Genomic DNA, 26550 nt, shown 5'->3' with positions numbered 1-26550 from the left:
ACGGACATGGGCGGTTTCATCGAGATCGAGGCCGAGGACGGCGAGCGGTTCAGGGCCTACAAGGCGGTGCCGGCCGCGGGCCATGGCCCGGCCATCATCCTGCTGCCGGAGATCTTCGGCATCAACGCGCATATCCGGGACTTGGCGGAGTTCTACGCCGAGGAAGGTTATGTCGTGCTGGCGCCGGACCTGTTCTGGCGGCTTGAGCGGGACGTCGAGCTCGGCTACGAGGGCGCCGACCGGGAGAAGGCGCTCGACCTGATGAAACGCTTCGACCTGGACCAGGGGGTGCGCGACATCGGCGCCACCGTCGCCGCCGCCCGCGCCATGCCGGAAGTCGGCGGATGCGACGGCGGGAAGGCGGTGGGCGCCGTGGGCTTCTGCCTGGGCGGCCGCTTGGCCTACCTTGCCGCGGCGCGCTGCGGCGTGGATGCCGCCGTGGGCTATTATGGCGGAGGCATCGAGAAGCTGCTGGACGAGGCGGACCGCATCGCCTGCCCGCTCACCCTGCATTTCGGCGGAGCCGACCGGATCTCCCCGCCCGAGGTGATCGAGAAGATCCGCGCCGCCTTCGCGGGACGGCCGGATGTCGAGGTCTTCGTCTACCCGCAGGCCGGCCACGCGTTCAACCGCCCCGGCCCGCACTTCGACAAGCCGGCGGCGCTGATGGCGCATTCACGCTCGATCGCGATGCTGCGCAACGCGATGGGGCCGCATTACGACCTGTCGGCGCTGTGGGACAAGCATTGCGAATACGAGTTCGCCACCCGCGACGTGGACGCCACCATGTCGACCATGGTGGCCGAGCCCTACGTCAACCATATCCCGACCATGACGGGCGGGTACGGCTACAAGCAGCTTCACCGCTTCTACTCGAACCATTTCGTCCACGGGAACCCGGCCGATACCAAGCTGATCCCGATCTCGCGCACCGTGGGCGCCGATCGCGTGGTGGACGAGATGCTGTTCTGCTTCACTCACGACCGCGAGATCGACTGGATGCTGCCCGGCATCCCGCCGACCGGCAGATATGTCGAGATCCCGCTGATCGCGATCATCAATTTCCGCGGCGACAAGCTGTACAACGAGCATATCTACTGGGACCAGGCGTCCGTCCTGGTGCAGATCGGCGCGCTGAAGCCGGACGGGCTGCCGGTGGCGGGGGTGGAGACCGCCCGCAAGCTGGTCGATCCCGCCCTGCCGTCCAACACGCTGATGGCGCGCTGGACGGAAAGCGACGGTAGTTAAGTGTCGGCGGTTACTGGTAGCCGCCTTCCTTGCGTTCTTCCGCGGCTTCCTCCTGAACCTCCTGGTTCACCTGTCCGCCCTTCTGGTTGCTGCCGTCGGTCTTGCCGGCGTCCGGCTTGCCGCCTGCGGGCTGGTTCTTGTCTTCGGTCCGGTTCTCATCGGCCATGGCGGCCTCCCGTGTGAATTGGCTGAACGGCGGGTCCGCCGGAGAGCAGACCCGCGGAAATGCCAACACCGGCGGGTCGGGAAAGTCACGGTGCGACCATCGGTACGGCATCCTGTTGAGGGTCGGGCTGCTATGGATCGGCCATGACCAGCGGAGAGGGTGCGACACCGTGCTGAGACAGGACGACGGAACGGGGCGGGACGGTGAACAGGGTCGGGAGACCGTCCGCCGCCTTGCCCGCGACGACGGTTTCGGACCCAATCCCGGCAATCTGGTCCTGTACAAGTTCGTGCCGGACGGGCTTGAAGCGGGGGCGCCGCTGGTCGTCGTGCTGCACGGCTGCGGCCAGACCGCCGCCGGCTACGACGAGGGCGCGGGGTGGTCGCGCCTGGCCGAACGCTGGGGCTTCGCTCTGCTCTATCCCGAGCAGCGGCGGGAAAACAACCAGGGCGGCTGCTTCAACTGGTTCGAGCCGGGCGACATCGAGCGGGACGCCGGCGAGGCCGCCTCGATCCGCGCGATGGTCGAGCGGATGCGGCAGGCCCACGGAACCGACCCTTCCCGGACCTTCGTCAGCGGCCTGTCGGCCGGCGGCGCCATGGCGGTGGTCATGCTGGCGACTTATCCCGAGACCTTCGCCGGCGGCGGCGCCATCGCAGGATTGCCCTACAAGGCGGCGCTCGGACTGCGCGAGGCGATGGGCGCGATGTTCCGCGGCCGCGCCAAGTCCCCGGCGGAATGGGGCGAACTGGTCCGGCAGGCTTCCGGCCACGAGGGTCCCTGGCCCGTCCTCTCGATCTGGCACGGCACGGCCGACCGGACCGTCGCCGCGATGAACGCGGCCGAACTGGCGAACCAGTGGGCCTATCTCCACGACGCGCCGGGTCCCGCCAGGGAGGGCGAAGTCGCCGGGCAGCGCCATCTGGTCCTGCACGACCGGAACGGACGGGCCGTGGTCGAGCTGTACGAGATCGACGGCATGGCCCACGGCACGCCGATCGGGCCGGGGGAGGACGGCGAGCCGCTGGGCATCGCGGGACCGTTCATCCTGGATACGGGACTCTCCTCGACGTACCGGATCGCGCGTTTCTGGGGCCTCGGTCCCCTGCAGGCGGAGCCCCGGACCGAGGTGCCCGTCGAAACCGTTCCCCCGGCGCGGGTACCGGCGGAACCAGCCGAACCGGTCTTCGCGATCCGCAAGCTGGCCGGTGCCGGGTTGTCGGGCCGGATCGCCGGGCTGTGGGCCAGGATCAAGCGCGCCGTCTCCCGCAGGAAATAGAGGACAGGAAACACGGATCTCGAAAGGAGCGCTTGATCGGCGATCCGTCCCGGCATGATGCTGAAGGGCAATGACCGGCGGGGCGGAAGCATGGCCGACATCGTTCTGATCAGCCCGCGTTTCGAGATGTCCTACTGGGGGCTGGAGCATGCCCTGCCCTTCATGGGCAAGAGCGCCAACATGCCGCCGGCCGCCCTGCCCCTGCTGGCGGCCCTGACCCCGCCCGTCCACCGCGTCACCCTGATGGACGAGAACGTGGCGCCGATCGATTTCGACCGCTGCGCCCGGGCCGACATCGTCGGGCTGACCGGCATGATCGTCCAGCGCCGGCGCATGGCCGAGATCCTCCGGACCCTCAAGGACCGGGGCGCCTTCACCGTCGTCGGCGGTCCCTGGATCAGCGTCCGGGAGGATTACTTCGGCTCCCTCGCCGACGTGGTGTTCGTCGGCGAGGCCGAGGAAACCTGGCCGGCATTCCTGGAGGACTGGACGGCCGGCACCCCTGCCGCCCGCTACGAGCAGTCCGGGAAGACGGACCTCGCCCGCGTGCCGGCTCCCCGGCTCGACCTGCTGGACATGAAGCGCTACGCGTTCGGCAATGTCCAGTTCACCCGCGGCTGCCCCTTCACCTGCGAGTTCTGCGACATCATCGTGCTGTTCGGGCGCAAGCCCCGGATCAAGACGGTGCCGCAGATCCTGGCCGAGTTGGACCAGCTCCACCGCGCCGGGCAGGAGATCGTCTTCATCGTCGACGACAACCTGATCGCCAACAAGCGCGCCATCCGCGACATCCTGGGGCCGGTCGTAGACTGGCAAAGGGAGCGGGACTTTCCCCTGACCTTCTTCACCGAAGCCTCGCTCGACCTGGCCGACGAGCCGGAGCTGATGCGCCTGATGGTGGAGGCCAACATCGTCAATGTCTTCGTCGGCATCGAGACCCCCAACGAGGCGTCGCTCCGGGAGACGCGGAAGTTCCAGAACCTCCGGCGCGGCGGCTCCATGGTGGGCAGGATCCATGCGATCCAGGACGCCGGCATGGAGGTCTGGAGCGGCATGATCCTCGGCTTCGACCATGACGACGACACCATCTTCGACGCCCAGTTCCGCTTCGTCTCGGAAGCCCGGATCGTCGGCTCCATGGTCGGCATGCTGAACGCGATCCCGACCACGCCCCTGCACGACCGGCTGGCGGCGGAAGGACGCCTCGATCTCTCGGACGATCCCGCCTACGGCACCAACGTGATCCCGAAGCGCCTGGACCGCGCAACCCTTCGCGACGGCTATCTCCGCATCCTGCGCGACATGAGCGAGCCCGCGGCCTATTTCGACCGGCTGGACGCTCTCTACCTGCGCGGGCCGCTGTCCGGCGACCAGGGCCGTACCGCCCGGCTTGCCGCCAAGCCCTGGCTGCGGCGGCGCGAACAGGTGCGTTTCCTGGCCCGGGCGGCGGTCATGTTCGCCCGCCTGATGCTTCGGGTCCGGGAGCCGGACCTGCGCGCCGAATACCGGCGGCGCATCCTGCGGCTGGCGCGCGTCAATCCCAGGCCGGTCCTGCTGTTCGTCTACGCCTTGCGGGCGGCGATGCACTACCATGCCTGGCGGCTGGCGGACCGCATGTCGAGGAACCCGGCCGGCGCGGTCAACTCCTACTGACCTTGACATCCAACCCCCGCCCGGCGGATGCGCGCCTCCTCGTCCCACTGGCGCTTGAGCCGGACGGTTTCCAGCTTCAGCCGCAGGGACTCCAGACGGTCCAGCCGGGCGCGGCGCTCCTCCAGGTCGGCCGCGATATGCCGGCGGAAATCGGCAGGCTCGGGCAGCCGCCGGTAGGAGAACTGCTCCCACACGGCCCGGAACGCCTTGCGCCAGAGGTCGCGCGGCCAGCTCGCCATCACCTCGATGTCCAGCTCCAGCGCGATGTCGTCGGGAAGCGGGAAGCCCCGGCGGGATGCCAGCGTGGTCACGGCCGCGAGCACTTCCGCCGGATCGCCGGGAGCGAGTTCGTCCCTGGCCCGCGCCAGGGCTCCCGGCAGGGCGTCGATCACCTCAGCCGGCATGTCCGGCAGATGGATCGCCGGCTCGTCGGCCCAGGAGTCGGTCCAGGCAGGCAGCCGCCCGTTCCCGATTGCGGTCGGCGATGTCCGGGTCCGGTCCGCGACCGGCAGCGACTTGGGGTTTGCGCCCGTTTTCGGGTGGGAAGCGGCGAGCGTCACCACGTTGCCGGTCTGCTGCCGTGACGGTTTGATTCGTGCGGTTTCCATGGGAGCTTTCCTGGTCCGGGGATCGGCGGGAATTCTGGGGACAGACATTCTGGGAGTTGAGCAGGGGCAGGCCGCCCTTCGGTTCCAGCAGCCAGCGCCGCCACGCCGCCGACGGGTCGGCGTAGCGGTAGCCCTTGGCCTGGCAGGACAGGACGAAGCTTTCGGTGAAGGCCAGCACGTTCAGGTCGGGTTGCCGCGTCCTGGCCCAGGCGACGTCGGCCCCGGTCGGCACCCAGTCGGCGGCGACCGGGTGGACCGCTTCCCGAATCGGTTGCGCCGACCCGCCCGCGCCCGCCTTGCGAGAGTCCGTTGATTCGTCGTGATGACTCGTGTCAGCGGGCTCGACAGCGGCGTCAGGACCTTCCGACACCTCGTCTCGCGTCCGGATCTTCGGTCGCGCCCCGTCCCCGGCTTCGGCCTGGCGGGCCATGCCGTCCTGCAGCCTGTAGCGGCTGGCGCGCTGGCGGCCCTCGATATACTGGCGGTCGTGCAGGATCAGGCCCTGCGCCTCCAGTTCGGCGATGGCGGCGTGGACCCAGGCGCGCGAGCGCTCCAGGTCGGAGGCGATGGTTTCCTGGCGCACCCAGATCCAGCCGACGCGGTCGGCATAGGTCGCGAGTGCGGCATAGACGGCTTTGGCAGCCACGGAGAGGCCGGGCCGGCGCATGACCGACGCGGCTACGGTTCCCCAGCGGCTGCCCACGGAGTGAGCGCCCATGATGTCCCTGCGGAGTGTTGATATCCGCGGCGGGCGTACCCTCTGCGTTGCGGAAAACCCTGGCAGGCTTTCCGCTTGTCAGACGGGACCGGACTCGACTACCCTGCAGGTGTCTAGGCTACAGGTAAGCGGATCCGTCCGCCGCTTGTGTTCGGGGGAGGGCCCGCCCTGGCAGGCGGGCCTTTCCTTTTTCGCTATGTCATCCCTGCGTCCCCATGTTTCCGGCGTCCCTCGTTCCGGGACCTCACAGCTCGGGATTCCAGAAGGGCAGCGCGGCGAAATCGCTCGGGCGGCCGGACGACCGGCGCCAGAAGATCACGGCGACGTCCTTCAGCGGAATGCGTTCGGAGCCGTCCAGCGGACCGGCCTCCAGGCGTTTCTGGTTGGCGAGCGCGATGCCGAAATCGGGCAGGCTGTCCGCCTCCAGCAACTGCTTGACCAGGTATTTGAAACCCTTCAGCGGCGTCGAGCCACCGACATGGGTCTTCAGGGATTCCAGGTTGATGCGGAACCCCTCGTTGCCGCCCATGTGGCTCCGGGCAATCTCGTAGATGCGCCGGGGCAGCGGGGCCAGCTCGAAGTAGCGCGAATTGTAGGTCAGCATCATGTCGTCGTGCAGGATGGCCCGGTAGAGCCAGTCGCACAGCTCGACCGTGATCGAGCGCATCGATTTCTTGCCGTCCTTGGTGGTGCGGTAGTTGATCTTGGCCTTCGAGATCCAGGAGAACCAGGCGTCCTCGCCCTCCCCCCCGGTCTCGATGTTGGTCTTGATCTGGGTGCCCTGCAGCCGGTCGATGCTCTCCCGGATCTGCTCGTAGGCGGAACCCCCGACCACCTTGCCCGACACGCGGCAGAAGTCGTTGGCGGTGAAGGTGAACTTCTGCGCCGGCCGCTCCCCCTTGTCGATCTTCTCGCGCATCAGGCTCGCGATGTAGATGATGAAGTCCTTGTCCACGACGTTGGCCATGCCGGAATAGCTCGGCTTGACCTCGATCCGGCGCAGGCCGTCATCATAGATGATGGGGTCCATGGACTTGCGGCTGGTATCCAGCGCGAAGAAGCCCCAGACCATCATCCGACGGTCATTGCTGACATCCCCGCGCAAGGGGCTGTCGAACAGGCCTAACTGGCGTCCTTCACTCATGGGTCCTCCTCATGGATGCATCATGCCACCGGCGGACCGCCCGTCCAGATGGTGAATGGCGCAGGTCAACCAAACGCCAGATCTTTTTCCCGCAGGTCAACCAAACGCCAACACGACTCCCGGTCGAGTCAGGACCGAGGTAAACCAAATGCCAACGCCGGCCGCCGCGAGGTGAACCAAACGCCAAGTGCGACCGGTGACAGGTCAACCAAAGGCCAATGTGGGCGCCGCGAATCGGTGTCGCTCCGGACATCTCCCGCGGAATCGGGAAAAAACGGGCGGGACTCGTGCCGCGACGGCATCCCGGTCTTGGCGTTCGGTTGACCATCCGGCCTGGGATCGGGACTTCGGGCGCCGGCGTCCCGCCCCCTTGGCGTTGGATTGACCTGCGCCCCTGCCAAGTCCGCCGGCTTGGCGTTCGGTTGACCACTTCCGGTGATCGGGGGAAAATCGGGTTCGGGTCGGAAACGTCGCAGACAGAAGGACAAGGAACGGATGGCAAGGACGACCGAACAGGATTTCATCGCGTCGCTCGATCGGGACCCGGCGCCCGCCGACCTTCCCCCGACGCTCCGGGCGATCAGGCACGGCCTGCGGGGCGAATGGGAACAGGCCCACGGCATCGTCCAAGGGCTCGACGGGGCCGATGCCGCGTGGATCCACGCGTGGCTCCATCGGATCGAGGGCGATTTGGACAACGCGGGCTACTGGTACCGGCGCGCCGGGCGCCCGGTGGCGTCCGGCGGCACCGACGAGGAAGGGCGGCTGATCGGGGCGGCTCTCAGCCGAGGGTCTTGAGCACCGGCGTGAACGCGACGGCGGTGAGGATCATGTCCACCGTGTCGCCGTCGCTCGACAGGGGCAGGTGGATCCCGGACACGCCGGCGATCCCCGCCTTGGGACCGTGGTAGGGCGGAGTGGTCAGAACCGGCCGCCGCGTCTCGACCACCCTTATCCGGTCCTGCCAGACCGTGCTGCCCGGCCCCGTGTGGTCGAGCTGGGAAAACCTCATCCCGGTATAGTCCCGGCAAGCCTGCGCGACGACTTGGGTGCCGATCAGGCGGTAGCGGAAATCGGGTGGGTCCCGACAGACGTCGGTCAGGATCAGGTAGGGCAGGAGCGAAGGGATCTGGCAAGGGTTCAGGTCGCGCCGGGCCGGCATCAGCCGTCCGTCGAGCTTGCTTTTCCAGTAATCGAAAGCCGCGGAAATGACCGGCGGAAGAGGATTTCGGTCGCACGTCATGGCGCTCGCTCCCGGTCCCTTCCCTTGATCCATTCATTCCTCTCAGACTCGTGTCCACCATTGTCGGAATCTATGGCGCGGCAATGAGGTACATCAATCTTTACAGATGGAATTTTGCGGAAGGGCTGGTCCTGCGATGATCCGCCACGGCACCTGTTTACGATCTTCGGATATCTCGCCTGGATGGAGACGATGGGAACCGCAAACGAGTGCCGCCGCTACCCGGTGGGGGCTGAGCCCCTGCCCGGCGACCGGGTGCATTTTCGGGTCTGGGCGCCGAAGCGCCGGGCCGTCTCGGTCGTCCTGGAACCGTCCGCCCGTTCGGTGCCCCTGGAGGCGGAGGGCGGCGGGTACTTCTCGGCGCTGGTGGAGGGTGTGCCGGTCGGAAGCCGCTACCGGTTCCGCCTGGACGACGAAGCCCCGGGCTTCCCGGATCCGGCCTCGCGGTTCCAGCCCGACGGACCCCACGGTCCGTCCCAGGTGGTCGACCCCGGAAGCTTCGCCTGGACCGACGTGGCCTGGAAGGGCCGGCCGATCGCCGGGCAGGTCGTCTATGAACTTCATGTCGGCACCTTCACGCCCGCAGGCACCTGGGACGCGGCGATATCGGAGCTTCCCCGGCTCGCGGAGCTGGGGGTCACGGTGCTGGAGCTGATGCCCTTGGCGGAGTTTCCCGGCCGGTTCGGCTGGGGCTACGACGGCGTGGACCTGTTCGCGCCGACCCGGCTGTACGGGACGCCGGACGATGTCCGGCGCTTCGTCGATCGCGCCCATGCCCTGGGTCTCGCCGTCATCCTGGACGTCGTCTACAACCATTTCGGCCCGGACGGCAACTACCTGCGGAATTTCTCCGACACCTGGTTCACGGACAGGTACGAGAACGAGTGGGGCGAGGCGATCAACTTCGACGGACCGGGCAGCGGGCCGGTGCGGGAATTCTTCCTGGCCAACGCGGCGTACTGGATCGACGAGTTCCACATGGACGGCCTTCGGCTGGACGCGACCCAGCAGATCTTCGACGCCACCAGGCCGCACATATTGTCCGAGATCGGCCGGACCGTCCGCGCCGCCGCCGGGGGCCGGGCGACCATCCTGATCGGGGAGAACGAACCCCAGCATGCCTCCATGGTCCAGCCGGCCGACCAGGGCGGCTGCGGGCTCGACGCGATCTGGAACGACGACTTCCACCACGCGGCCATGGTCGCGCTGACCGGGCATGCCGAGGCCTACTACACCGACTATCGCGGGACGCCGCAGGAATTCGTCTCAGCCGCGAAGCACGGCTTCCTCTACCAGGGCCAGCACTATGCCTGGCAGAAGCAGCGCCGGGGCATGCCGGCCTTCGGGATGCCGCCGCACGCGGCGGTGGTCTTCCTGCAGAACCATGACCAGGTCGCCAATTCCGGCCGGGGATTGCGGATCGACCGGCTGACCTCTCCGGGCAGGCTGCGCGCGATGACCGCGCTGGCGCTGCTCGGGCCCGGGACGCCCATGCTGTTCCAGGGGCAGGAGTTCGCCGCGTCCTCGCCGTTCCTGTATTTCGCCGATCATGCCGACTGGCTGGCGCCCAAGGTCGCGGAGGGGCGCCGGGAGTTCCTGTCGCAGTTCCCCTCGCTGGCGACGCCGGCGATGCAGGCGCTGCTGGCCCCGCCCGGCGCGGAGGAGACCTTCCTCGGTTCCAAGCTGGACCCGGCGGAGCGCGACCGGGAGCCGAATGCCCGTTGGTACGCGCTCCACCGGGACCTGCTGCGGCTTCGCCGCGAGGACGCGGTCTTCCGGACGCAGCGGAAGGGCGGGATGGACGGTGCCGTGCTGGGGCGGGAGGCGTTCTGCCTGCGCTTCTTCGGCGAGGGCGGGGACGACCGGCTGATGCTCGTCAATCTCGGCCGAGACCTGACCCTGACCGTCCTGCCCGAGCCGCTGCTGGCGCCGCCCCTGGGCCGGGAGTGGCGCCTGCTCTGGTCGAGCGAGGACCCGGCCTATGGCGGGAACGGCACGCCGGAGGTCGAGACGGCGGAGCGCTGGCATGTCGCCGGCGGCAGCGCGGCGGTCTTGGCGGCGGATCAGTCCGTTCGCCCCAGCCCGCGCAAGGCTTCCACGGCTTCGGGAAGGGACAGCGCCGCCGAGGCGAAGGACGCGGCGGTCGCGGTCTGGCAATAGGCGCAGAGCGCCCGGTTGTCGGCCCATTCCTCCCGCCCGAGCTTGACGGTCACCCCGGCGTCGTAGAGCGCCTTGGCGGCCAGCGCGATCGGCAGCCACGGGTCCGTCCGGGCGCGGTCCCGCCCCCCGGCCCCCGCCAGCAGGGCGGTCACGGCATAGGTCGCCACCATCATCAGGCCGTCCGGCGTCTGCATGCGGCGATAGGCGTAGTCCGACGCATCGACCCCGCTGGAATCGAAGACGTCCACCGGCGGGTCCGGCAGGCGGCGCAGCAATCCTACCTGGTACAGGCCGACGATCTGGCCCATGGTCGCGCCCAGATAGGACAGGCCGACGATCCAGCGCCGGCGGCGCAAATGGGGGTCGATCTCCGTCCGGAGCTGGCGGCTGAGCTGGCGCGGCGACGGCCGGGAGACCTGTTGTGCGGATCTCATGTAGCTTCGTTCCTTTCGGTTGGGTGGAATGCCCTTTCCCGGTGAACAGGCCGACGCCGCCCCCGTCCCGCCGACGGTCGCCCGATTAACTATTCCGGCAGCGAAACAAATCCGCCGCGGGCATGTTTGTCCTGCCCATCGGAAACGAACTCTGGAGGTGCTGGACGATGGCCCGAGTTACAGTCGAAGACTGCGTCATGCGGATCCCGAACCGGTTCGAGCTGGTCATGATCGCCGCCCGCCGGGCGCGCGACGTGGGCGCCGGCGCGGAACTGTCGATCGACCGCGACAACGACAAGAACACGGTGGTAGCCCTGCGCGAGATCGCCGAGCACGCGGTGCCCCTGGAAGGGCTGCGCGAAGCCTTGGTCAAGGGTCACCAGCGGCAGGTCGAGGCGGACGAGCCCGACGAGGACGTGGCCGAGCTGATGGCCGGCGAGCAGGCCTGGGTCGACCGCCCCGACGCCGGCGACCGGGAGGAGGACGAGATCGTCATGTCCGACCTGGACACCGAGGCCGCCGACCTGGGCGACGACGACGGCATCAGCGAGGACGACGACGTGCTCAGCCGCATGGACCAGGAGCCCGGCGCGGGCTTCGAGGGCGAGGACGGCAACCTGGTGGACCAGAACGTCAACGACCTGGGCAAGGCCTATGGCGGCGACGCGGAAGGCGTCAGCGACGCCATGGACGACCCGACCAACCGCTTCTACGACTGATACCACGATCGGCGGCGGCCGGCCTCCCCGGCCCCGCCCTTCCCCAAGGACAGGTAAATGGATAATATTCATTTGATATTCGCTGCGGAAATGAAGATGATGTCGTGCGGTATTGCAGGTATGGGACCCGATACGCACGAAGCGCTGTTTTAATCCCGACTAAATTTTCAAAAATGGATGGCACTGAAACTTGCGCTCCGTCGTTTATCTCCTCGAAAGCAACGTGCTGACAACAGCTTTTGAGGAGGCCACCATGCGTTCGTCCATTCTTTGCACCGCGTCCATCCTTGCTCTTCTTGCCGGCCCCGCACTTGCCCAGACGACCGAAGGCACGGCTCCGGCCGATCCGGCGACCACCGCTCCCGGCATGGCGGTCGAAGCCCCGTCCGGCAGCCCCGCCATGGGGACGGCGCCCGACACCTCCGCCGAGGCCGCGCGCGACCAGCCGGCCGACACCACCGCCGGCACCACCGGCACCGGCACCGGCACCGGCACCGTGACCGCCATCAGCGTTGACGACATGATGGGCAAGACGGTCCGCGGCAGCGACGGCGAGTCCCTCGGCTCGGTCGAGGACGTCATCATCGATCCGCAGTCCGGCGAGGCCCGGCAGCTGGTGATCTCCAGCGGCGGCTTCCTGGGGATCGGCGCGAAGCAGATCGCGGTGGACATGACGACCGCCGACCTGACCCGTCAGGACGACGACCTGCTGCTGCCGAACATGACCCAGGCCGACGTGGAGGCCCTGCCCGAGTTCGAGATGGAGGAAGGCATGGTGTCGTTCAACAACCGGCCCGACACCGCCGCGCCGGGTGCCGCGACCGGCACGACGACGCAGTGATTTCCTGCCCGTCTCCGCGCCCCCTCCCCCCGGGAGGGGGCGCGACTTTTGGATTCCCTTTGTTCCTTTTGCTTGGCGTACATGTTTTTTGCCATCTCATACGCCGTCCTGGCGACCGTCGTGGCCGCCTGGCTCGGGTGGCGCCTGCTCTCCCTGCGGGCGCGCCGCAAGAACCGGTCCGTCTTCGGGCCCTGGCCGGTCCCGACCGTCGCCCTCGGCGCGTTCGACCCGGCCTTCAGCGCCACCGTATTCGGCCCGGGGCTGGACGGCGAAGTGAATTTCATCAGCCAGGGCGACCGGCCGGCCGTGGGCGGCGTGTCGGACCTGGAAAGCTGGATATTGTCGGTGCTGGCGAAGCGCCGCGCCCGGATCTTCGAGTTCGGCACCTGCACCGGCAAGACCACCTATCACCTGGCGCGCAACAGCCCCGCCGACGCGCGGATCGTCACGCTGACCCTGCCGCCGGAAGGGCACGGGGCCTATGCGGCGTCGGGCAGCGACGATCGGGAGCATGGGGAGATAGCGCTTCGCGAATCCCGCTTCACGGAATTTCTCTACACGGGAACCGAAGCCGCCGGGAAGGTAGAGCAGCTCTACGGCGACAGCAAGGCGCTGGATGACGCACCCCATGCCGGCGGCTTCGACCTGATCTTCATCGACGGGTCGCACGCCCATTCCTACGTGGTCAGCGACACGGAAAAGGCGCTCCGGATGGCAAGGCCCGGCGGCGTCGTCCTGTGGCACGACTACCGGCCCAAGGTGCCGGGCGTGTTCCGGCACCTGAACGATTTGTCGAAGCGGCTCCCGCTCGTCCATCTCGCCAGGACCTCGCTGGTGGCCTACCGCAAGCCGGCCTGAGGACGCTCACAGCCAGCGGCGGACGCGGCGCCGGTATTCCGGATACTCGGCCGGGAACTTGGCGGCGAGATAGCGTTCCTCCCGGCCGATCACGCCGTACCGGATCACCGGCAGCAGCGGCACGAGCATGGCAAGCACCGGGACGCTGTCGAAACCGAGCGCGATGGCGGCCTGGAGCAGCGCCATGGCGAGATACATGGGGTTGCGCGTGCGGGCATAGATCCCGCCGGTGACCAGCGCGGTCGCCGGCTTCCACGGCTCCACATGGGTGCCGGCCCGGCCGAACAGCCGGATGGCCGCAGCGGCCAGCGCCAGGGCCGCGACGGCGAGCAGGCCGGCAAGTCCCAGGCGGAACCCGCCTGGCAGGCCGAACCCCACCGGGATGATCCAGTGGTCAATCGCGAAGCCGATCGCGACGGCCGCGGCGAACAGCAGCGGCGGCGGCGCGATCACGCCGGGCTTGTCCGTTCCTGCGCTCATGCGGCGTCCCCTCCCCTTCCAGAAAACGACATGGCGGTAATCTTCATTTACTGGCCTGTCATATGCCAGCCCGTCATGTCCCGGCCGGAAGGCTCCAGCGCGTTCGTTCAGGTACCGCCATCCCTTATACCCCCGCCGGTTCCCGGAACCTCGCGCGGCGCACCATGTTTTTGTGCAGTGCGAAGTGGGCGGGCAGGAAGCCGCTCTACGTCAGCTATCGAATGACACAGAGGCGACTCGAATGACCACATCGATCATCGGACTTTTCGAAGACGGCGACATCGCCGGGAACGTGCTGGGCGAACTTGCCGGCGAGGGTTTCGACAAGGAAGCGATGGAAATCCTGCAGGGCGTGCCCGCGGACGAGATCTCCAGCCGCCTGCTGGAGGCCGGTTACGACGAGAGCCAGGCCCGGCGCTATGCCGATGCGATGCAGAAGGGCGGCGCGCTGGTGGTCGCCGAGACCGACGACGACAGGGCCGACGAGGCCCTGGCCATTATGCGCCGCTTCGGAGCGCTGACCCCGGAGGCGCTGGCCGGGCGGCTGGATGCCCGCGATGCCGAGCGGGCCCGGGCGGAAGAGGCCGAGGCGGACGAGGAGGCCGACTACGAGGAGGCCGAGACCGCCCAGGTGATCGAGGAGGAGCTGGAGGTCGGCAAGGAGCGGACCACCGGCGGCAAGCGCCTGAAGGTGACGGTCAGCGAACGCGAGGTCGAGCAGACGATCAACCTGCGCGGCGAGAGCGTCGAGGTCGAGCGCAGCCGCGTGGACCGCGACCTGACCCCGGATGAGCTGGACCATGCCTTCGAGGAGCGCACCATCGAAATGACCGAGACCCGCGAGCGGCCGGTCGTCGCCAAGCGCGCCCACGTCGTCGAGGAGGTCGTCCTGACCCGGCACAGCAACGAGCACGAGGAGACCGTCAGCGGGACCGTGCGCCGCCAGGACGTGGTGGTCGAGGACATGGGCTTCAGCGGCTCGTCGCAGGGGCGGTCCGGTTCGGCCAAGGCGGCGAAACCGTCAGGGTCGAAGCCTGCCCGGCCGAAAGTGCGGGAGGCCTGAGACGGGGGCGGCCCCCCGGGGGGCATGTCATCAAACGTCATGACGGCGGCGGCCCCGGGAGTGCTTCGCTTTTCGTTACTTTTCGTCATGCGCGGGCTTGACCCGCGCATCCACGCGCAGACTGCCGTGGTGAAGTCTGCGCGTGGATGGCCGGGTCAAGCCCGGCCATGAAGAACATGAAGAAAATGAAGAACATGACGAAATTGGGGATGTTCTCGGCGCCCGGCGGCGTGTCCGTGCGTCTGCTCCCCCTGGGGTTATGTCAGCGAATGTCATCAAACGGCGGCACGCCCCGGTTCCCCTATTCACGCTGCAAAGATCCGGCACCGGGGTGCGGCGGGCAGTGTGGCAGGGAATGGTGAAGGAATAGCTCACGCCGGGCCGGAGTCCTCCAGCGTCCGCCTCGCGATCCCGCCGACCAGGTCGGGCAGGACGTCGAAGGCGTAGGGGACGCAGAGGCGTTCCAGCGGGGTGTGGTAGTCGCGGCCCCAGGGGCCGGCGTTGACGATGGGAACTCCGCCCAGCGCCGGGCCGCCCAGGGCTGGACCAGAGTGCCAGGCGATGCCGGTGCCCCAGGGCGGGGTGTTGGCGGCGATGACGGGGATGGCGGCCTCGTCCGCCTGGCCCAGGAAGCTCATGTCCGAGATGCCGGGGAAATAGCGCAGCAGCCGGATCGTGGTGCCGTGGCGCCGGGCGACATCGGCGGCGGCCTCGGCGCAGGCGGTTTCCAGCCGGCGCGCCGCCGGGTCTTCCCCCAGGCTGGTCGCCAGGTAGGGCATCGACGCGAAGCCCAGGACGATCGCCGGGCCGGACCGGCCGCTCAGGTCCCAGGCGCGTTCGGTGACGATCCGGCTCTGTTCCGGAAGGTCGAGGCCGCGCGCCGCCGCGTCGCGGGCCGTCGCGGCCAGGGCTTCGGCCGCCTCCGGCCCCCGGCGCTCGACCTCCTGCCGGAGCACGTCGAAGGTCAGCACCGGCACTTCGCCCGTCGGGGTGCCGTGCCGCTCGCCGAGCCGGTCCGTGAAGTCGCGCGCCGCCCGGCCGGCGAGGCGCGCCACGATGCCCAGCACCTCGGCCGGGCCGCGCCGCTGGGTCATGACGTTCCAGAACATCCAGACCCGCTCGGGCGTGGTGACGTTGTAGCCCTGCTTGGTGTCCTTCATGCCGAGCAGCGTCACCCCGGCGGTGATCTCCTCCCCGCTTCCGCCCCGGGTGCGCTCCAGCAGGTCGGGCGCCCATTCCATCTCGGCCGCCAGAGCGCCGGCCAGCGCGCAGGCGCCCAGGCCGCGGAAGGCGTCGGAGGCGTGGGTCGCGCGGCCGACCACCAGGGCGCTGGGCAGGAGCTTGCCAATGGTGCCCAGTGCCACCGCCCGCCCCTCGGTTCCGTCGCCGTCCTCCACCAGGGCATCCAGGTTGACCGCCGCGACGATCTCCAGCCCCCGGTCGCGGCCCAGGCCGGCCAGGGAGGCGGCGGCGGCGCGGGCGCCGTCGGAATTGACCTCCTCGTCCGGCACGGCCAGGAACAGCAGGCTGCCCGGATAGTCCGGGTCCGCCGCGGCCTCCCCCATCGCCGCCAGCCCGGCGGCGAGGCCGGCCTTCATGTCCAGCAGCCCGCGGCCGGGCAGGAAGTCCGGCCCGTCCAGGTCGGCGAGCGCCAGCCGTTCCGCCGGGGTCGCCGCCTCCCGGCGCAGCCGTTCCGCCAGGGCGGCTTTCAGCGCCTCCGGCCGGCAGGCGAGAGGCGACAGGTCGCCGTAGTCGTCGATTCCCACGGTGTCGAAATGCCCGGTCAGCACGACGGTGCGCGGCCCCCTGCCCCGCAGCAGCGCGCAGACGCAGGCCCGCGGGTGCCGCCCGCCCGGCACGGGGATGGTCCAGACGTCGCCGGGCCGGCCGGCGAACAGGGGGCTGGCGCGCAGCAGGTCCACCAGCCGCCCGGCGAACCCGGCCTCGTCGGCGGTTCCGGTCACGCTGGGGATTTCCGTCAGGGCGATGGCCCAGCGGGCGGCGGCGGTACCGGGGAGTGTGCTCATGGAATCGGTTCCGGCTTGCTGTTGGCGACGGGGCGGACGGGCGGGCTCGTCCGCCCGCGAGCATAATACCAAGAGCTCTAAAGATTGACCTGTGCCCAGTCGCGGGTAGCGATGCTCTGGATTTTCCCCTGGGTTGAGGCGAGAACATTCCAGGCGTTGCAGCAGGCATCGAGGATGTCCTGGTATTTTGGGAAGACCCTGTTGCTGAGGTAGTTCTGTCGCAGGAACTGCCAGATGTTCTCGACTGGGTTCAACTCGGGAGCATAGGGCGGCAGGTGGAGTAGGGAGATGTTGTCCGGAAGCTTCAGCTTCCCGCCGTCCTGATGCCATCCCGCGCCGTCCAGAGTGAGTACGGCGTGGTGGCCGGGCAGGACAGAGGCGCTGATCTCGACGAGGTGCCTGTTCATCATGTCGATGTTCACGGTAGGCAGGACGAGTGCGACGCCGACATCGCGGGCCGGGCAGACGGCGCCGAAGATGTAGGCCCACTCGTAGCGGAGGTCCCTGGGCCGGCGTGGCCGGCTGCCCTTGGCGGCCCAGACGTATGTCAGGGTTCCCTGCTGGCCGACACGGGCTTCGTCCTGCCACCACAGTTCGACCGGTTTGTCGCGGGCGTGCTCCGGGATCGCACCGGCGACCAAGTCGGCAAAGTTTTTTTATGCGCCTCAAGGGCATGGCTGTCCTGGTTCGGGTGCTGCGGCCGGGCCGACAGGCGCACGAAGCCGAGGCGGCCGAGGAGCGTGCCGACGGTCTTCACGGCAATCCTCACGCCGAATTCCCGCTCGATGCGCGCGGCCAGATCGCAGCGGCGCCACCGCACGACACCGTCCACCTCGGGGGTCGGCCCTGTGCGTACCCAATCGGCGACCACCTCTTCCTGCTCCGGTGTCAGCAGGGGAGTGCGTCCCGGCGCCTTACGGTCCGACAAGCCCGACGGTCCCTGCGCATTATAGCGATGCACCCAGTCCCGCAGCGTCTGCCGGTCCATCCCGGTCGCGCGTGCCGCGGCCTCGCGGGACGAGCCCTCCAGCAACAGCGCAATCGCCAGAAGCCGCCGAACTGCATCGGCGTCCGATGTCCGTGTCGCCCGCAACCGAAGCTCCGCCGCTCCAAGCTCAAGCCGTGTCAGCGCAACCGCAACCATCCTCAACAATCCATCGCCAATTTCCAACGATGGATCGAATCATACTTCCTCAAATTTGGGAATCCCGGAACCGTAACTCACGAGTCACGCTCTTCGGCCCTTGGTATAAGGAGCATGCCGGGATGTGGCCAGCCCGGCGAGGGGGAACCGGCCCCGGCGGTTCCCTGGCCGGATCGTGATCCGGCGAAGGAGGTTTCGGTGAAGGTGAGCGCCTTGTCAGGATCAGAGAAGAATGACTTGATCGCTATAGGCAGCGACCTTCGCATCATGGGTCAACAATCGCAGGGGTTCGACCATCGACTGTGCGACCAGCAAACGGTCGAACGGATCTGCGTGCAGGTCGGGTAGCTGTTCGACTGCCGCGGCATGCTCGGGTGAAATGTTCAGCAGGACATATCCGGCCGCTCGAAAATAGTGGAGTGCTTCCGCGCCTGATATCGGCATGTCGGTAGGCTTGCCTCGCGCGAGCGCATGCTTGATGGCGATTTCCCAGACGCTCACCGTACTGACGGTGATGATATTGCCTGGATCGATAATCAGTTCTCGTATTCTGGCTGTCAGGTTCGGGCTATCAATGATAGCCCAGAGGGCAATATGGGTGTCCAGGAGCAATCTCATTCGGCGCTACCGCTGAACATTCCCTTTATCGTTTCATTGTCGGTGTCAATGTCGTCGGGTACGGAGAACCGCCCTTTCGCCACGCCGACTCGTGGGCCGGTCGGGACAGGCGACACGGGCACAAGCCGGGCGGCCGGCTTGCCGTCGCGGGAGATGATGATTTCAGCTTCGGTGCCGTTCTCAACCGCTTCAACCAGGCGGGACAGGTTGGATTTCGCCTCAATCATGCTGACGACAGCCATTTTTCGTCCTTCTTGACACAGGTTGGCGGATAAAAGCTATTCCTCCGCATTGGTCGGAGCAAGGGGGGAACCGGCCCGGGCGGGCGCATCATCGGCCGGCGAAGCGGTCTATCGTCATGTCGAGCAGGGCGCGCAGGCGTGCCAGCCGGCGCAGGTCACGGTGATAGCCGACCCAGACGTCGCGTCCTGGCGGCGGTTCGCCGAGGTCGATCGCCGCCAGCTCTTCCAGGGAGTCCCCGATCGGCCGGGGCAGCACCGCGAGCCCGGCGCCCGCGGCGCACATGCGGGCCTGGGCGTCCCGGTTGTTGCTGCGGAAGCCGATGCGGGCCTCGGGCAGCATGCGTTTCAGCCAGGCCACGTCCGGCATGGTGCCGAAACCCGTGTCCATGGTCACCAGGGTGCAGCCGCGGCCATCGCCCGTCCGTGGCAGCGGCCCGCCCGCGACGCCGTACAGGGCGTAGTCGATGCGCGTCAGCTTGCGCTGGACCACCTCCGGCTCCTGGAACGGGCGGATGCGGAAGGCGAGGTCCGCCTCCCGCCGCGCGAGGCTGAGCAGGCGCGCCTCGGTCAGAAGCTCGACCGTCACGCCGGGATGGCTGCGGGCGAAGGCGGCGAAGACCGGGGTCAGCATATGGGTGCCGAACCAGTCGGACGAGGACACCCGCACCACGCCTTCCAGCCCCCCGCCCTGGCCGGCCAGCTCGCGTTCCAGGGCGATGGCTTCCTCCTCCATCCGCTCGGCGTGGCGCAGCACGGCCGACCCCTCGTCGGTCAGCACGAAGCCGTCGCTCGTCCGCTGGAACAGGGCGTGGCCGACCGACTCCTCCAGCGCCCGCAGGCGCCGTCCCATGGTCGGCTGCGTCTGGCCGACGCGCCGCGCCGCCGCGCCCAGCGTGCCTTCGCGGGCGATGGCGAGGAAGATCCGAAGGTCGCTCCAGTCCATGACCGGACCATACGGAAATGCATGGATTCCGTACAGGGACGTTGATCGCCAAACGCCGGCGATGGGCCGACACTGCGCTCCTCGACGACACGGCAAAGATCATGGTGCAAGGATCATGGTACAAGGATCATGGAGATGATGAACGGGCGATCGAACATGATGCGGGCGCTGGTGCTGGACTCCCCCGGCGCCCCGTTCCGTCTGGCCGAGAGGACGCGGCCGGTGCCCGGACCCGGGCAAGTGCTGGTCCGGATCATGGCCAGCGGGGTCAACCCGCTCGACATCAAGATCCGCGCCGGGATCGCCGCGCATGCTAGGCAGCCGCTGCCGGCCGTCCTGGGCATCGACCTTGCGGGTGTGGTCGCGGCGGTCGGGCCGGGCGTCACCGCCTTCGAGCCGGGCGACGCGGTGTATGGCATGACCGGCGGCGTGGGCGGTCGGCAGGGCTCGCTCGCCGACTATGCGGCGGTGGAGGCCGAGCTTCTGGCGCCCAAGCCCGCCAACCTGACGATGCGGGAGGCGGCCGCCCTGCCGCTGGTCACCATCACCGCCTGGGAGGGCTTGGTGGACCGGGCCGGCGTCGGCGCCGGCCGGACGGTCCTGGTCCAGGGCGGTGCCGGCGGCGTCGGGCATGTCGCCATCCAGGTCGCCCGCGCCTTCGGGGCGACGGTGTGGGCGACGGGTTCGGCGGACAAGGCGGACGTGATCGCGCGGCTGGGCGCCAGGCCGATCGACTATCTGACCGAGCCGGTGGAGGACTATGTCGCCCGCCACACGCAGGGGCGCGGGTTCGACCTTGTCTACGACACCGTCGGCGGCCCGGTCCTGGACGCCTCCTTCCTTGCGGTCCGGCGGTTCGGGCATGTGGTCAGCGCGCTGGGATGGGGGACGCACGCGCTGGCCCCGCTGTCGTTCCGGGCCGCGACATATTCGGGTGTGTTCACCTTGCTGCCGATGCTGACCGGCGAGGGCAAGGCGCGCCACGGCGAGATCCTGCGGCAGGCGGCGGCGCTGGTGGAGGCCGGCAAGCTGCTTCCCCTGCTCGACCCGCGCCGCTTCTCCCTGGACCGGGCGGCCGACGCACATGCCGCGGTCGAATCCGGCACGGCCCGGGGCAAGGTCGTCGTCGAGATCGGGGACATGGGAGACGTCGGGGACACGGGAGACGCCGGGGACACGGGAGACGCCGGGAATATCGGGAACATCGGGGACGTCGGCGGCGCGTGATGCGTAAACCAGCGACGAAGGCACCTTTTCCGCCTGTCTGTTGAAGCCGAGCTTTCCTGGTGACAGGAAATCGATGGAGGCTGCGATGGCCGATGGCGGGCACTTGGGAGACCGTGAGCAGTTCTGGCGGGATCACGTGGCGGGCTGGAAGAGCAGCGGCCTGTCGCTGCGGCTGTACAGCGAGCGTCATGGGCTGAAGGCAGGCACGCTGGGCTACTGGAACTCCCGGCTCAAAGCGCAGGCCGCCGATGCCCTGACATCATCGGCCGGATCGGAGACCGTGGCGACGTTTCTGGCGGTCCATGTCGCCGAACCGGCGGTGAGTGTTTCGGAGCTGTGGGATGACCGGATCGAACTGGTTCTGAAGGGGGGCAGCGTCCTCCGGGTTGGGCGTGGCTTCGACGCCGTGACCCTGGGCCGGCTGCTCGACGTCGTCGAGAGGCGGTCGTGATCGGGCTGCCGGATGGCGTGCGTGTCTATCTGGCGGCGGGTCGGACCGACCTGCGCCGTGGCATCGACGGCCTTGCCGCACAGATCCAGACGGTGCTGCTCCAGGATCCCTTCAGTGGCCATCTTTTCGTTTTCCGAGGGCGTTCGGCGGATTGGGCGTCATTCAGCATACAGTTTCGAGTCGGCGCGGGTTGAGTATCCATGGCACCCGCTGTACGGGCAGACCCTCCGGGTAGTAAACCGGACAGCACGCAGCGGCCACCCGGTCATCTGGCTCGAGGAGCGCTCCGGAACAGCCCGGGAACTACCGGCCTGGATGTGCGACGCGGCGTACTGCCTGGGTATGGCGGTGTTAGGGCCACCCCAGACCGCCATCACGGCCCTTGGTGCATTGGCGGCAGTTCTCTCGGATCTGCGGCACACGGCCGGCGATCACACACCATCGGACAGATCCCTCACCGAGGAGGCTGCCGATGACCAGACGACCGCGACCGATGACCCAGTTCTCGCTGAACCTCAATGTTCCTCCCCCGGACGTCGTGGTTCCGGACGAGGTCGTGCAGGTGCTGGCGGACCTTCTCCTGGAAGCCGTGGGCGCTCGGTCGGGCATCGAGGACGGGGAGGACGGCCATGAGCCCCAAGATCACCGCTGACCATCTTGGCCGCGGTGCCGCGGTCTATGTCCGCCAGTCCTCACCCGGGCAAGTGGCCAACCACACGGAAAGCCGCCGTCGGCAGTATGACTTGGCCGATGCCGCACGCGCGGTGGGATTTGTCGATGTCATGATCATTGACGAGGATCTTGGCCGCTCCGGGTCCGGCCTCGAAGCCCGACCAGGATTCCAGAAGTTGGTGGCGGCGGTCTGCGCCGGCACCGTCGGCGCAGTCTACTGCATCGAGGCCTCACGGCTGGCCCGCAACGGCCGGGATTGGCATCACCTCATTGACCTCTGCGCTCTGGCCGGGTGTCAATCGGCTTCGAATAACCAGCCAGCATCGGCGTCCAATATCCAACCATTCTTTTGGTTGTAGAACCTCTTGTCCAGGGAGTCCACGGGAGGGACCCGCGCGCGCCGCGGAGTGCCCGTCATGACCGACGTAGCGGCGCGTGTGGGAGGAAACCTGTGGGCCCCCCTGGACAAGGCACGGGCGGAAGGAAGGTCAGGAGCGGTTCTTGAACCGCCAGCTTTCGTTCCCGGTCTCCAGGATGTCGCAGTGGTGCGTCAGCCGGTCGAGCAGGGCGGCCGTCATCTTGGTGTCGCCCCCGAAGACGGACGGCCACTCGGCGAAGCTCAGGTTCGTCGTGATGAACACCGACGTCCGGGAATAGAGCTTGCTCAGCGTATGGAACAGCAGCTGGCCGCCATTCTGGGAGAACGGCAGGTAGCCGAGCTCGTCCAGCACCACCAGATCGACGCGGGTCAGCTGGTCGGCGAGCTTGCCGGCCTGACCGGCCCGGGCCTCGGCCTCCAGCCGGTTCACCAGGTCGATGACGTTGAAGAACCGGGCGCGCGCGCCGCGGCGTACGCAGTTGGCGGTGATGGCGATGCAGATGTGCGTCTTGCCGGAACCCGTTCCGCCGACGAACACGGCGTTGCGCTGGGTCTCCAGGAAGCCGCCGTCGTGCAGGTCGCGCACCAGCGCTTCGTTCACCGGGCTGGCCGCGAAGTCGAACTCGGCAAGCGTCCTGGCCAGCGGCAGCCTGGCCGCGCCGAGCTGGTAGCGGATCGAGCGCGCCTTCTTCTCGGCGCGCTCCGCGGCCAGCAGGTCGCCCAGGATCTGCTGGACGGTGCGCTGCCGCTTCAGGCCGTCGGCCATCACCTCGTCGTAGACCGCGCGCATTCCCGCCAGGCTGAGCTCGGCCATCATCGCCATCAGCTCATGCCGCTCCATGACAGCCCTCCCGTGCCGCGCGCAGGCCGTCGTAGCGCGCGCAGTCGGCGGCCGGTTCGATCGTCAGCGTCAGCGCCGCCGGCACTGCCACGGGCGTCGTCGGGGTGACGTCGTGGCGCCGGGCGAGGATGTTCAGGATGACGTCCCGGCTGTGCGTCCCGCTCGCCAGCGCCTCGCGGCAGGCGGCCTCCACCGCGTCCAGGCCGTCGGTCAGGATGGCGGCGAGAATGCCGACGAACTGCCGGTCGGCTTCGTCGGAGCGGCCCAGCCGGACCCTCACCTTGGCCAGGGCCGCAGGCAGCTCCCACTGCCGGAACGGCGCCCCGTTGCGCAGCGCGCCGGGCTTGCGGGCGAGGACCGGCAGGTAGTGCAGCGGATCGTAGATCGTGTGGCCGTGCCCGAAGGCCCGCCGGTGCTCGGCCACCACCGTGCCGTCGCACCACGCCACGAGCCGGTCGGCGTAGGCGCGCACCTGCACCGGCTTGCCGGCCGCCACCGCCGCCACGCTGTAGCGGTTGCGCTCGAAGCGGATCAGGCAGGTCTTCGACGCGCTGGCCGTGATCTCGTGGAAGCCGTCGAAGGCATTGGCCACGGCGACCAGCGCCGGCCGCTCCGCCTCGAACACCGCCCACACCGTCCGGTCGGGGAACTCGGGATGCGGTGCGGTGCGCGCCCACGCCTCCACGGCGTGGCGCAGCCGCTCGTTTACTTCCTCCAGCGTTGCCGCCCGCAGGCGTGGGGTGAACAGGCGCTGGCGCAACGTGCCGACCTGGTTCTCGACCTGCCCCTTCTCCCAGCCCGAGGCCGGCGTGCAGGCCACCGGCTCGACCAGGTAGTGCGAGCACATCTGGGCGAAGCGGCGGTTGAAGCGCCGCTCCTTGCCGACGAACACGGCGTCAACCGCCGTCTTCATGTTGTCGTAGATGCCGCGCTCGCACAGGCCGCCGTAGAACGCCGCGGCGCGGGCGTGGGCGTCGAACACCATCTCCTGGGTCTGGCGGGGGTAGACCGCCACGAACGGCATCCGGCTGTGGCACAGGCGCACGTGGGCCACCTGCACCTTCGTCGTCACCCCGTCCAGGACGATCCACTCCTCCGCCCAGTCGAACTGGTAAGCCTCGCCCGGTGCGAAGGTCAGCGGCACGAATGCCTCGGCCGTCGTCGCCGGCTGGCGCCGCTTCCACCGCGTGATATAGCGCCGCACGGCGTCGTAGCCGCCCTCGAACCCGGCCACTGTCAACTGGTCGAAGAGCCCCCGGTAGTCGAGCCGGTCGCGCGCCGGCCGGCGGTCGTTCTCCGCGATCAACCGTTCCAGCTCCGCCTGGAACTGCCCCAGCTTTGGATACGGCTGCCGCGTCCGCTCGTACCGCGGCGCCGTCTCACCAGACCGCAGGTACTTCGCCACCGTTTCCCGGTTGATCTTCAACGCCCGGGCGATGGCCCGAACGCTCCGCCCCTTCGCGTGCTCCCGCCGTATCCGCGCGATCGTCTCCACTGTCAGCATCCCCGCGTGCCACCCCCTCGTCCAACCAAGGGTGGTATTGTGCCAGATCCGAGGCGGCCGGTTATTGGACGCCGATCACCTCCGAAACTGGCCTACTGTTCCACGCCGATGCACAGGCCGGGACCCTGGTCGTTGATCCCGACGGGGTTTACGATCCTTGTCTGATTAACGACCGGCTTCTGCTTGGCCTGAAGGGAACGATGTCGGAGTACGAACTCAGCCTGCTGCGCCAACGCGGCATCGAGGCCCGGGATGGCAAAGCTCGCAGGGGCGAGTTGCAGTTCACCCTGCCACCTGGCTATTGCTGGAACGAGGCCGGAAGGATTGAAATTGACCCTGATGAGCGTGTCGCCGGCGCGATCCGCATGCTGTTCAGCAAGTTCCGCGAATTGGGCAGCGCCCGCCAGGTCTTTCTCTGGGCGCGGGCAACCGACCTCTCGCTTCCTGTCGTGCGGCGCAATCTCACCGCCTGCAAGATCCTCTGGCAACCGCCGGCCTATCACACGGTCATCCAGGTCTTGAACAACCCGATCTATGCCGGCGCATACGTGTTCGGCCGGACGGCCAGCAGGACACGGGTCGTCGAGGGTCGGGCCCGCAAGACCACTGGGCACAGACGGGAACGCACCGAATGGAACGCCCTGCTGCGCGACAACCACGAAGGCTACATCACCTGGGCCGAGTTCGAGGAACATCAGCGCATGCTGGAGGAGAACGCCCACATGCAGAAGCGTGCCTCTCGCAAGGCCGGCCGGGGCGGGCGGGCCTTGCTGACGGGGCTGGTCCGGTGCGGACGCTGCGGCCGCAGGATGCGGGTGTTCTACGGCATGCAATCCGGGCATGCCCACCGCTACCAATGCCGGGGAGACGACGCCCACGTCGGTGTCGGCCTGTGCATCGGGATCGGTGGCGTCCGGGTCGATCGGGCGATCGTGGCCCAGATGCTGGAGGCCGTGTCTGGCCGTGCGGTGGAGGCCGCCCTGCTCGCCGCCGACCAGGCATCCGCCGCCGGGGCGGAGGAGCGGGCGGCCCTGGAACGTGAACTGGAAGCGGCCCGCTATGACACTTCGCTGGCTGCACGCCGGTACGATCTTGTGGACCCGGGCAAGCGCCATGTCGTGAGGGAACTGGAAGCTCGGTGGAATACCGCGCTGGAACGGGTGGCGCAAATTGAACGTCGGATTGCCGAGGCCGAGGCACGATCCGCGGCACGCCCGAAGGTGGACAAGGAGGCACTCCTGGGACTGGCTCACAACCTATCCGCAGCTTGGAATGCACCGACGGCCGACGCGCGGACCCGGCAGCGCCTGACCCGGCTGCTCGTGGAGGAAGTGGTGATTGACCTCGACGACGCGGCACACGAGGCGGTGCTGCGGATCCACTGGGTTGGCGGCCGTCACACCGAACTGCGCGTACCGCGTCGCAGAATAGAGGGTCGGCAGGAAAAGGGAAATCCGGGAGCCGTGGAGGTTGTGCGTCAGCTCTCCGGTCACTGGCCGGACCATGAGATCTCCGTCACGCTAAACCGCATGAAGTGCCGGAGCGAAAACGGGGAGACCTGGACGACCGTGAAGGTTCGGCTGTTACGAGAGCGGCTTGGCATTCCCGACTTCGATCCGTCGGTACCCCGTCCCGAGATGCTGACAGCCGAGAAAGCGGCGAAGCGGCTCGGCATCTCCATCCCGTCCGTGCATCGTCTCATCCAACGCGGGACCTTGCCGGCCACGCAACTTGTTCCGTCGGCTCCCTGGCACATCCCGGCTGCCGCCTTGGAGACCGATGCCGTACGAACGGGCGTGAACGAGGTCAAGGCGCGGCGTCCGAAAAACCTAATTGATTATCATAGAGATGAAACTATGCAGCTGCCAGGATTGTGAGAGGAGGGATG

At 68.3% G+C, this 26550-nt stretch carries 26 protein-coding genes and 3 pseudogenes; 15 read left to right on the top strand and 14 right to left on the bottom strand.

Going from position 1 to position 26550, the window contains the following annotated elements; all coding sequences use genetic code 11:
• Positions 1-6: 6 nt before the first annotated feature.
• Positions 7-1248, top strand: a complete 1242-nt coding sequence (locus JL101_RS30580) for a dienelactone hydrolase family protein (protein ID WP_203102058.1) — start codon at positions 7-9, stop codon at positions 1246-1248.
• A gap of 10 nt (positions 1249-1258) precedes the next feature.
• On the opposite strand, the gene JL101_RS30575 is transcribed toward JL101_RS30580, so the two are convergent.
• Positions 1259-1414, bottom strand: coding sequence for a hypothetical protein (locus tag JL101_RS30575; RefSeq protein ID WP_203102056.1), 156 nt, complete (start codon positions 1412-1414; stop codon positions 1259-1261).
• On the opposite strand from JL101_RS30575, the gene JL101_RS30570 reads away from it, so the two are divergent.
• Complete coding sequence (locus JL101_RS30570) at positions 1413-2693, top strand: extracellular catalytic domain type 1 short-chain-length polyhydroxyalkanoate depolymerase (protein ID WP_203102055.1); 1281 nt, start codon at positions 1413-1415, stop codon at positions 2691-2693. The genes JL101_RS30575 and JL101_RS30570 overlap by 2 nt on opposite strands.
• Before the next feature lie 90 nt (positions 2694-2783).
• Positions 2784-4346, top strand: coding sequence for a radical SAM protein (locus JL101_RS30565; protein WP_203102054.1), 1563 nt, complete (start codon positions 2784-2786; stop codon positions 4344-4346).
• Here the strand turns inward: JL101_RS30565 and JL101_RS30560 are convergent.
• From JL101_RS30560 to JL101_RS30550, 3 genes are all read right to left on the bottom strand, one after another.
• Positions 4340-4750 (bottom strand): hypothetical protein, encoded by a 411-nt coding sequence (locus JL101_RS30560; protein ID WP_203102052.1) that lies wholly within the window; start codon positions 4748-4750, stop codon positions 4340-4342. The two genes, JL101_RS30565 and JL101_RS30560, sit on opposite strands and share 7 nt — an antisense overlap.
• A complete protein-coding gene (locus JL101_RS30555) occupies positions 4740-5672 on the bottom strand; it encodes a helix-turn-helix domain-containing protein (RefSeq protein ID WP_203102050.1) in 933 nt (310 codons plus the stop codon). Before JL101_RS30555 ends, JL101_RS30560 begins: the two co-directional genes overlap by 11 nt.
• Before the next feature lie 244 nt (positions 5673-5916).
• Complete coding sequence (locus JL101_RS30550; protein ID WP_201083087.1) at positions 5917-6816, bottom strand: replication initiator protein A; 900 nt, start codon at positions 6814-6816, stop codon at positions 5917-5919.
• A gap of 495 nt (positions 6817-7311) precedes the next feature.
• Here JL101_RS30550 and JL101_RS30545 point away from each other — a divergent pair, with 495 nt between their 5' ends.
• Entirely contained in the window at positions 7312-7614 is a 303-nt protein-coding gene (locus JL101_RS30545; protein ID WP_203102048.1) for a hypothetical protein, read from the top strand.
• Here the strand turns inward: JL101_RS30545 and JL101_RS30540 are convergent.
• Entirely contained in the window at positions 7598-8059 is a 462-nt protein-coding gene (locus JL101_RS30540; protein WP_203102046.1) for a PAS domain-containing protein, read from the bottom strand. The genes JL101_RS30545 and JL101_RS30540 overlap by 17 nt on opposite strands.
• Before the next feature lie 192 nt (positions 8060-8251).
• Between JL101_RS30540 and treZ the strand changes: the two genes are divergently transcribed.
• Entirely contained in the window at positions 8252-10219 is a 1968-nt protein-coding gene (treZ, locus tag JL101_RS30535) for a malto-oligosyltrehalose trehalohydrolase (RefSeq protein WP_228435558.1), read from the top strand.
• On the opposite strand, the gene JL101_RS30530 is transcribed toward treZ, so the two are convergent.
• A complete protein-coding gene (locus tag JL101_RS30530; RefSeq protein WP_203102042.1) occupies positions 10123-10653 on the bottom strand; it encodes a vitamin K epoxide reductase family protein in 531 nt (176 codons plus the stop codon). The two genes, treZ and JL101_RS30530, sit on opposite strands and share 97 nt — an antisense overlap.
• A gap of 167 nt (positions 10654-10820) precedes the next feature.
• Between JL101_RS30530 and rpoZ the strand changes: the two are divergent.
• The 3 genes and pseudogenes from rpoZ to JL101_RS30515 all read left to right on the top strand — a co-directional run.
• Positions 10821-11141, top strand: a pseudogene (rpoZ, locus tag JL101_RS30525) (DNA-directed RNA polymerase subunit omega); the annotation flags it as partial.
• A gap of 484 nt (positions 11142-11625) precedes the next feature.
• Complete coding sequence (locus JL101_RS30520) at positions 11626-12213, top strand: PRC-barrel domain-containing protein (protein WP_203102039.1); 588 nt, start codon at positions 11626-11628, stop codon at positions 12211-12213.
• 81 nt (positions 12214-12294) lie between these two features.
• Positions 12295-13071, top strand: a complete 777-nt coding sequence (locus JL101_RS30515) for an O-methyltransferase (RefSeq protein ID WP_203102038.1) — start codon at positions 12295-12297, stop codon at positions 13069-13071.
• Positions 13072-13077: 6 nt separating this feature from the next.
• Here JL101_RS30515 and JL101_RS30510 read toward each other — a convergent pair whose 3' ends face one another.
• Positions 13078-13551 (bottom strand): methyltransferase family protein, encoded by a 474-nt coding sequence (locus tag JL101_RS30510; protein ID WP_203102037.1) that lies wholly within the window; start codon positions 13549-13551, stop codon positions 13078-13080.
• Between the two features lie 241 nt (positions 13552-13792).
• On the opposite strand from JL101_RS30510, the gene JL101_RS30505 reads away from it, so the two are divergent.
• A complete protein-coding gene (locus tag JL101_RS30505) occupies positions 13793-14614 on the top strand; it encodes a YsnF/AvaK domain-containing protein (RefSeq protein WP_203102036.1) in 822 nt (273 codons plus the stop codon).
• A 371-nt stretch (positions 14615-14985) separates the two neighbouring features.
• Here the strand turns inward: JL101_RS30505 and JL101_RS30500 are convergent, their stop codons facing one another.
• The 5 genes from JL101_RS30500 to JL101_RS30480 form a co-directional block, all read right to left on the bottom strand.
• Positions 14986-16641 (bottom strand): M20/M25/M40 family metallo-hydrolase, encoded by a 1656-nt coding sequence (locus JL101_RS30500; protein WP_203102035.1) that lies wholly within the window; start codon positions 16639-16641, stop codon positions 14986-14988.
• 77 nt (positions 16642-16718) lie between these two features.
• Positions 16719-17785 (bottom strand): IS630 family transposase gene (locus JL101_RS30495; protein ID WP_203104661.1). Its coding sequence is split into 2 segments (ribosomal slippage): positions 16719-17299 and positions 17299-17785, totalling 1068 coding nucleotides; the frame shifts between segments, so codons are not numbered across the junction.
• A 222-nt stretch (positions 17786-18007) separates the two neighbouring features.
• On the bottom strand, positions 18008-18403 hold the full coding sequence (locus JL101_RS30490) for a type II toxin-antitoxin system VapC family toxin (RefSeq protein WP_203104534.1): 396 nt from the start codon (positions 18401-18403) through the stop codon (positions 18008-18010).
• Positions 18400-18645 carry a type II toxin-antitoxin system Phd/YefM family antitoxin gene (locus tag JL101_RS30485; RefSeq protein ID WP_203104536.1) on the bottom strand — a complete coding sequence of 82 codons (246 nt, stop codon included), beginning with the start codon at positions 18643-18645 and terminating at the stop codon, positions 18400-18402. The genes JL101_RS30490 and JL101_RS30485 overlap by 4 nt, the downstream gene beginning before the upstream one ends.
• 88 nt (positions 18646-18733) lie before the next feature.
• Positions 18734-19588, bottom strand: coding sequence for a LysR family transcriptional regulator (locus JL101_RS30480; protein ID WP_203104538.1), 855 nt, complete (start codon positions 19586-19588; stop codon positions 18734-18736).
• A gap of 135 nt (positions 19589-19723) precedes the next feature.
• Between JL101_RS30480 and JL101_RS30475 the strand changes: the two genes are divergently transcribed.
• The 5 genes and pseudogenes from JL101_RS30475 to JL101_RS30455 all read left to right on the top strand — a co-directional run.
• The gene (locus tag JL101_RS30475) at positions 19724-20815 is read left to right on the top strand and encodes a zinc-dependent alcohol dehydrogenase family protein (protein ID WP_228435557.1); all 1092 of its coding nucleotides are present in this window, start codon (positions 19724-19726) and stop codon (positions 20813-20815) included.
• A 73-nt stretch (positions 20816-20888) separates the two neighbouring features.
• Entirely contained in the window at positions 20889-21266 is a 378-nt protein-coding gene (gene tnpA / locus JL101_RS30470; RefSeq protein ID WP_203104540.1) for an IS66 family insertion sequence element accessory protein TnpA, read from the top strand.
• Positions 21263-21418 (top strand): annotated as a pseudogene (gene tnpB, locus JL101_RS30465) (IS66 family insertion sequence element accessory protein TnpB); the annotation flags it as partial. The gene tnpA and the pseudogene tnpB, both read left to right, overlap by 4 nt.
• 320 nt (positions 21419-21738) lie before the next feature.
• Entirely contained in the window at positions 21739-21918 is a 180-nt protein-coding gene (locus tag JL101_RS30460; RefSeq protein WP_203104544.1) for a hypothetical protein, read from the top strand.
• A pseudogene (locus JL101_RS30455) lies at positions 21896-22231 on the top strand (recombinase family protein); the annotation flags it as partial. The gene JL101_RS30460 and the pseudogene JL101_RS30455, both read left to right, overlap by 23 nt.
• Before the next feature lie 195 nt (positions 22232-22426).
• Here the strand turns inward: JL101_RS30455 and istB are convergent.
• A complete protein-coding gene (gene istB / locus JL101_RS30450) occupies positions 22427-23158 on the bottom strand; it encodes an IS21-like element helper ATPase IstB (protein WP_202681535.1) in 732 nt (243 codons plus the stop codon).
• The gene (gene istA, locus JL101_RS30445; RefSeq protein WP_203104602.1) at positions 23145-24662 is read right to left on the bottom strand and encodes an IS21 family transposase; all 1518 of its coding nucleotides are present in this window, start codon (positions 24660-24662) and stop codon (positions 23145-23147) included. The genes istB and istA overlap by 14 nt, the downstream gene beginning before the upstream one ends.
• A 200-nt stretch (positions 24663-24862) precedes the next feature.
• Between istA and JL101_RS30440 the strand changes: the two genes are divergently transcribed.
• Positions 24863-26539 carry a recombinase family protein gene (locus tag JL101_RS30440; protein ID WP_228435556.1) on the top strand — a complete coding sequence of 559 codons (1677 nt, stop codon included), beginning with the start codon at positions 24863-24865 and terminating at the stop codon, positions 26537-26539.
• Positions 26540-26550: the final 11 nt, after the last annotated feature.

This window comes from Skermanella rosea, from assembly GCF_016806835.2.
GTDB classification, from domain to species: Bacteria; Pseudomonadota; Alphaproteobacteria; order Azospirillales; family Azospirillaceae; genus Skermanella; species Skermanella rosea.
This window is presented reverse-complemented; position numbering and strand designations above follow the sequence as displayed.

Coding starts and splice junctions, on each gene's coding strand:
- JL101_RS30570 (WP_203102055.1), top strand. CDS start 1,413: ATGGCGGCCTCCCGTGTGAATTGGCTGAACGGCGGGTCCGCCGGAGAG.
- JL101_RS30440 (WP_228435556.1), top strand. CDS start 24,863: ATGTCGGAGTACGAACTCAGCCTGCTGCGCCAACGCGGCATCGAGGCC.
- JL101_RS30480 (WP_203104538.1), bottom strand. CDS start 19,588: ATGGACTGGAGCGACCTTCGGATCTTCCTCGCCATCGCCCGCGAAGGC.
- JL101_RS30505 (WP_203102036.1), top strand. CDS start 13,793: ATGACCACATCGATCATCGGACTTTTCGAAGACGGCGACATCGCCGGG.
- JL101_RS30565 (WP_203102054.1), top strand. CDS start 2,784: ATGGCCGACATCGTTCTGATCAGCCCGCGTTTCGAGATGTCCTACTGG.
- JL101_RS30555 (WP_203102050.1), bottom strand. CDS start 5,672: ATGGGCGCTCACTCCGTGGGCAGCCGCTGGGGAACCGTAGCCGCGTCG.
- JL101_RS30530 (WP_203102042.1), bottom strand. CDS start 10,653: ATGAGATCCGCACAACAGGTCTCCCGGCCGTCGCCGCGCCAGCTCAGC.
- JL101_RS30460 (WP_203104544.1), top strand. CDS start 21,739: ATGACCAGACGACCGCGACCGATGACCCAGTTCTCGCTGAACCTCAAT.
- treZ (WP_228435558.1), top strand. CDS start 8,252: ATGGGAACCGCAAACGAGTGCCGCCGCTACCCGGTGGGGGCTGAGCCC.
- JL101_RS30575 (WP_203102056.1), bottom strand. CDS start 1,414: ATGGCCGATGAGAACCGGACCGAAGACAAGAACCAGCCCGCAGGCGGC.
- istA (WP_203104602.1), bottom strand. CDS start 24,662: ATGCTGACAGTGGAGACGATCGCGCGGATACGGCGGGAGCACGCGAAG.
- JL101_RS30500 (WP_203102035.1), bottom strand. CDS start 16,641: ATGAGCACACTCCCCGGTACCGCCGCCGCCCGCTGGGCCATCGCCCTG.
- JL101_RS30560 (WP_203102052.1), bottom strand. CDS start 4,750: ATGCCGGCTGAGGTGATCGACGCCCTGCCGGGAGCCCTGGCGCGGGCC.
- JL101_RS30515 (WP_203102038.1), top strand. CDS start 12,295: ATGTTTTTTGCCATCTCATACGCCGTCCTGGCGACCGTCGTGGCCGCC.
- JL101_RS30580 (WP_203102058.1), top strand. CDS start 7: ATGGGCGGTTTCATCGAGATCGAGGCCGAGGACGGCGAGCGGTTCAGG.
- JL101_RS30475 (WP_228435557.1), top strand. CDS start 19,724: ATGATGAACGGGCGATCGAACATGATGCGGGCGCTGGTGCTGGACTCC.
- JL101_RS30520 (WP_203102039.1), top strand. CDS start 11,626: ATGCGTTCGTCCATTCTTTGCACCGCGTCCATCCTTGCTCTTCTTGCC.
- JL101_RS30540 (WP_203102046.1), bottom strand. CDS start 8,059: ATGACGTGCGACCGAAATCCTCTTCCGCCGGTCATTTCCGCGGCTTTC.
- JL101_RS30510 (WP_203102037.1), bottom strand. CDS start 13,551: ATGAGCGCAGGAACGGACAAGCCCGGCGTGATCGCGCCGCCGCCGCTG.
- JL101_RS30485 (WP_203104536.1), bottom strand. CDS start 18,645: ATGGCTGTCGTCAGCATGATTGAGGCGAAATCCAACCTGTCCCGCCTG.
- JL101_RS30550 (WP_201083087.1), bottom strand. CDS start 6,816: ATGAGTGAAGGACGCCAGTTAGGCCTGTTCGACAGCCCCTTGCGCGGG.
- tnpA (WP_203104540.1), top strand. CDS start 20,889: ATGGAGGCTGCGATGGCCGATGGCGGGCACTTGGGAGACCGTGAGCAG.
- JL101_RS30545 (WP_203102048.1), top strand. CDS start 7,312: ATGGCAAGGACGACCGAACAGGATTTCATCGCGTCGCTCGATCGGGAC.
- istB (WP_202681535.1), bottom strand. CDS start 23,158: ATGGAGCGGCATGAGCTGATGGCGATGATGGCCGAGCTCAGCCTGGCG.
- JL101_RS30490 (WP_203104534.1), bottom strand. CDS start 18,403: ATGAGATTGCTCCTGGACACCCATATTGCCCTCTGGGCTATCATTGAT.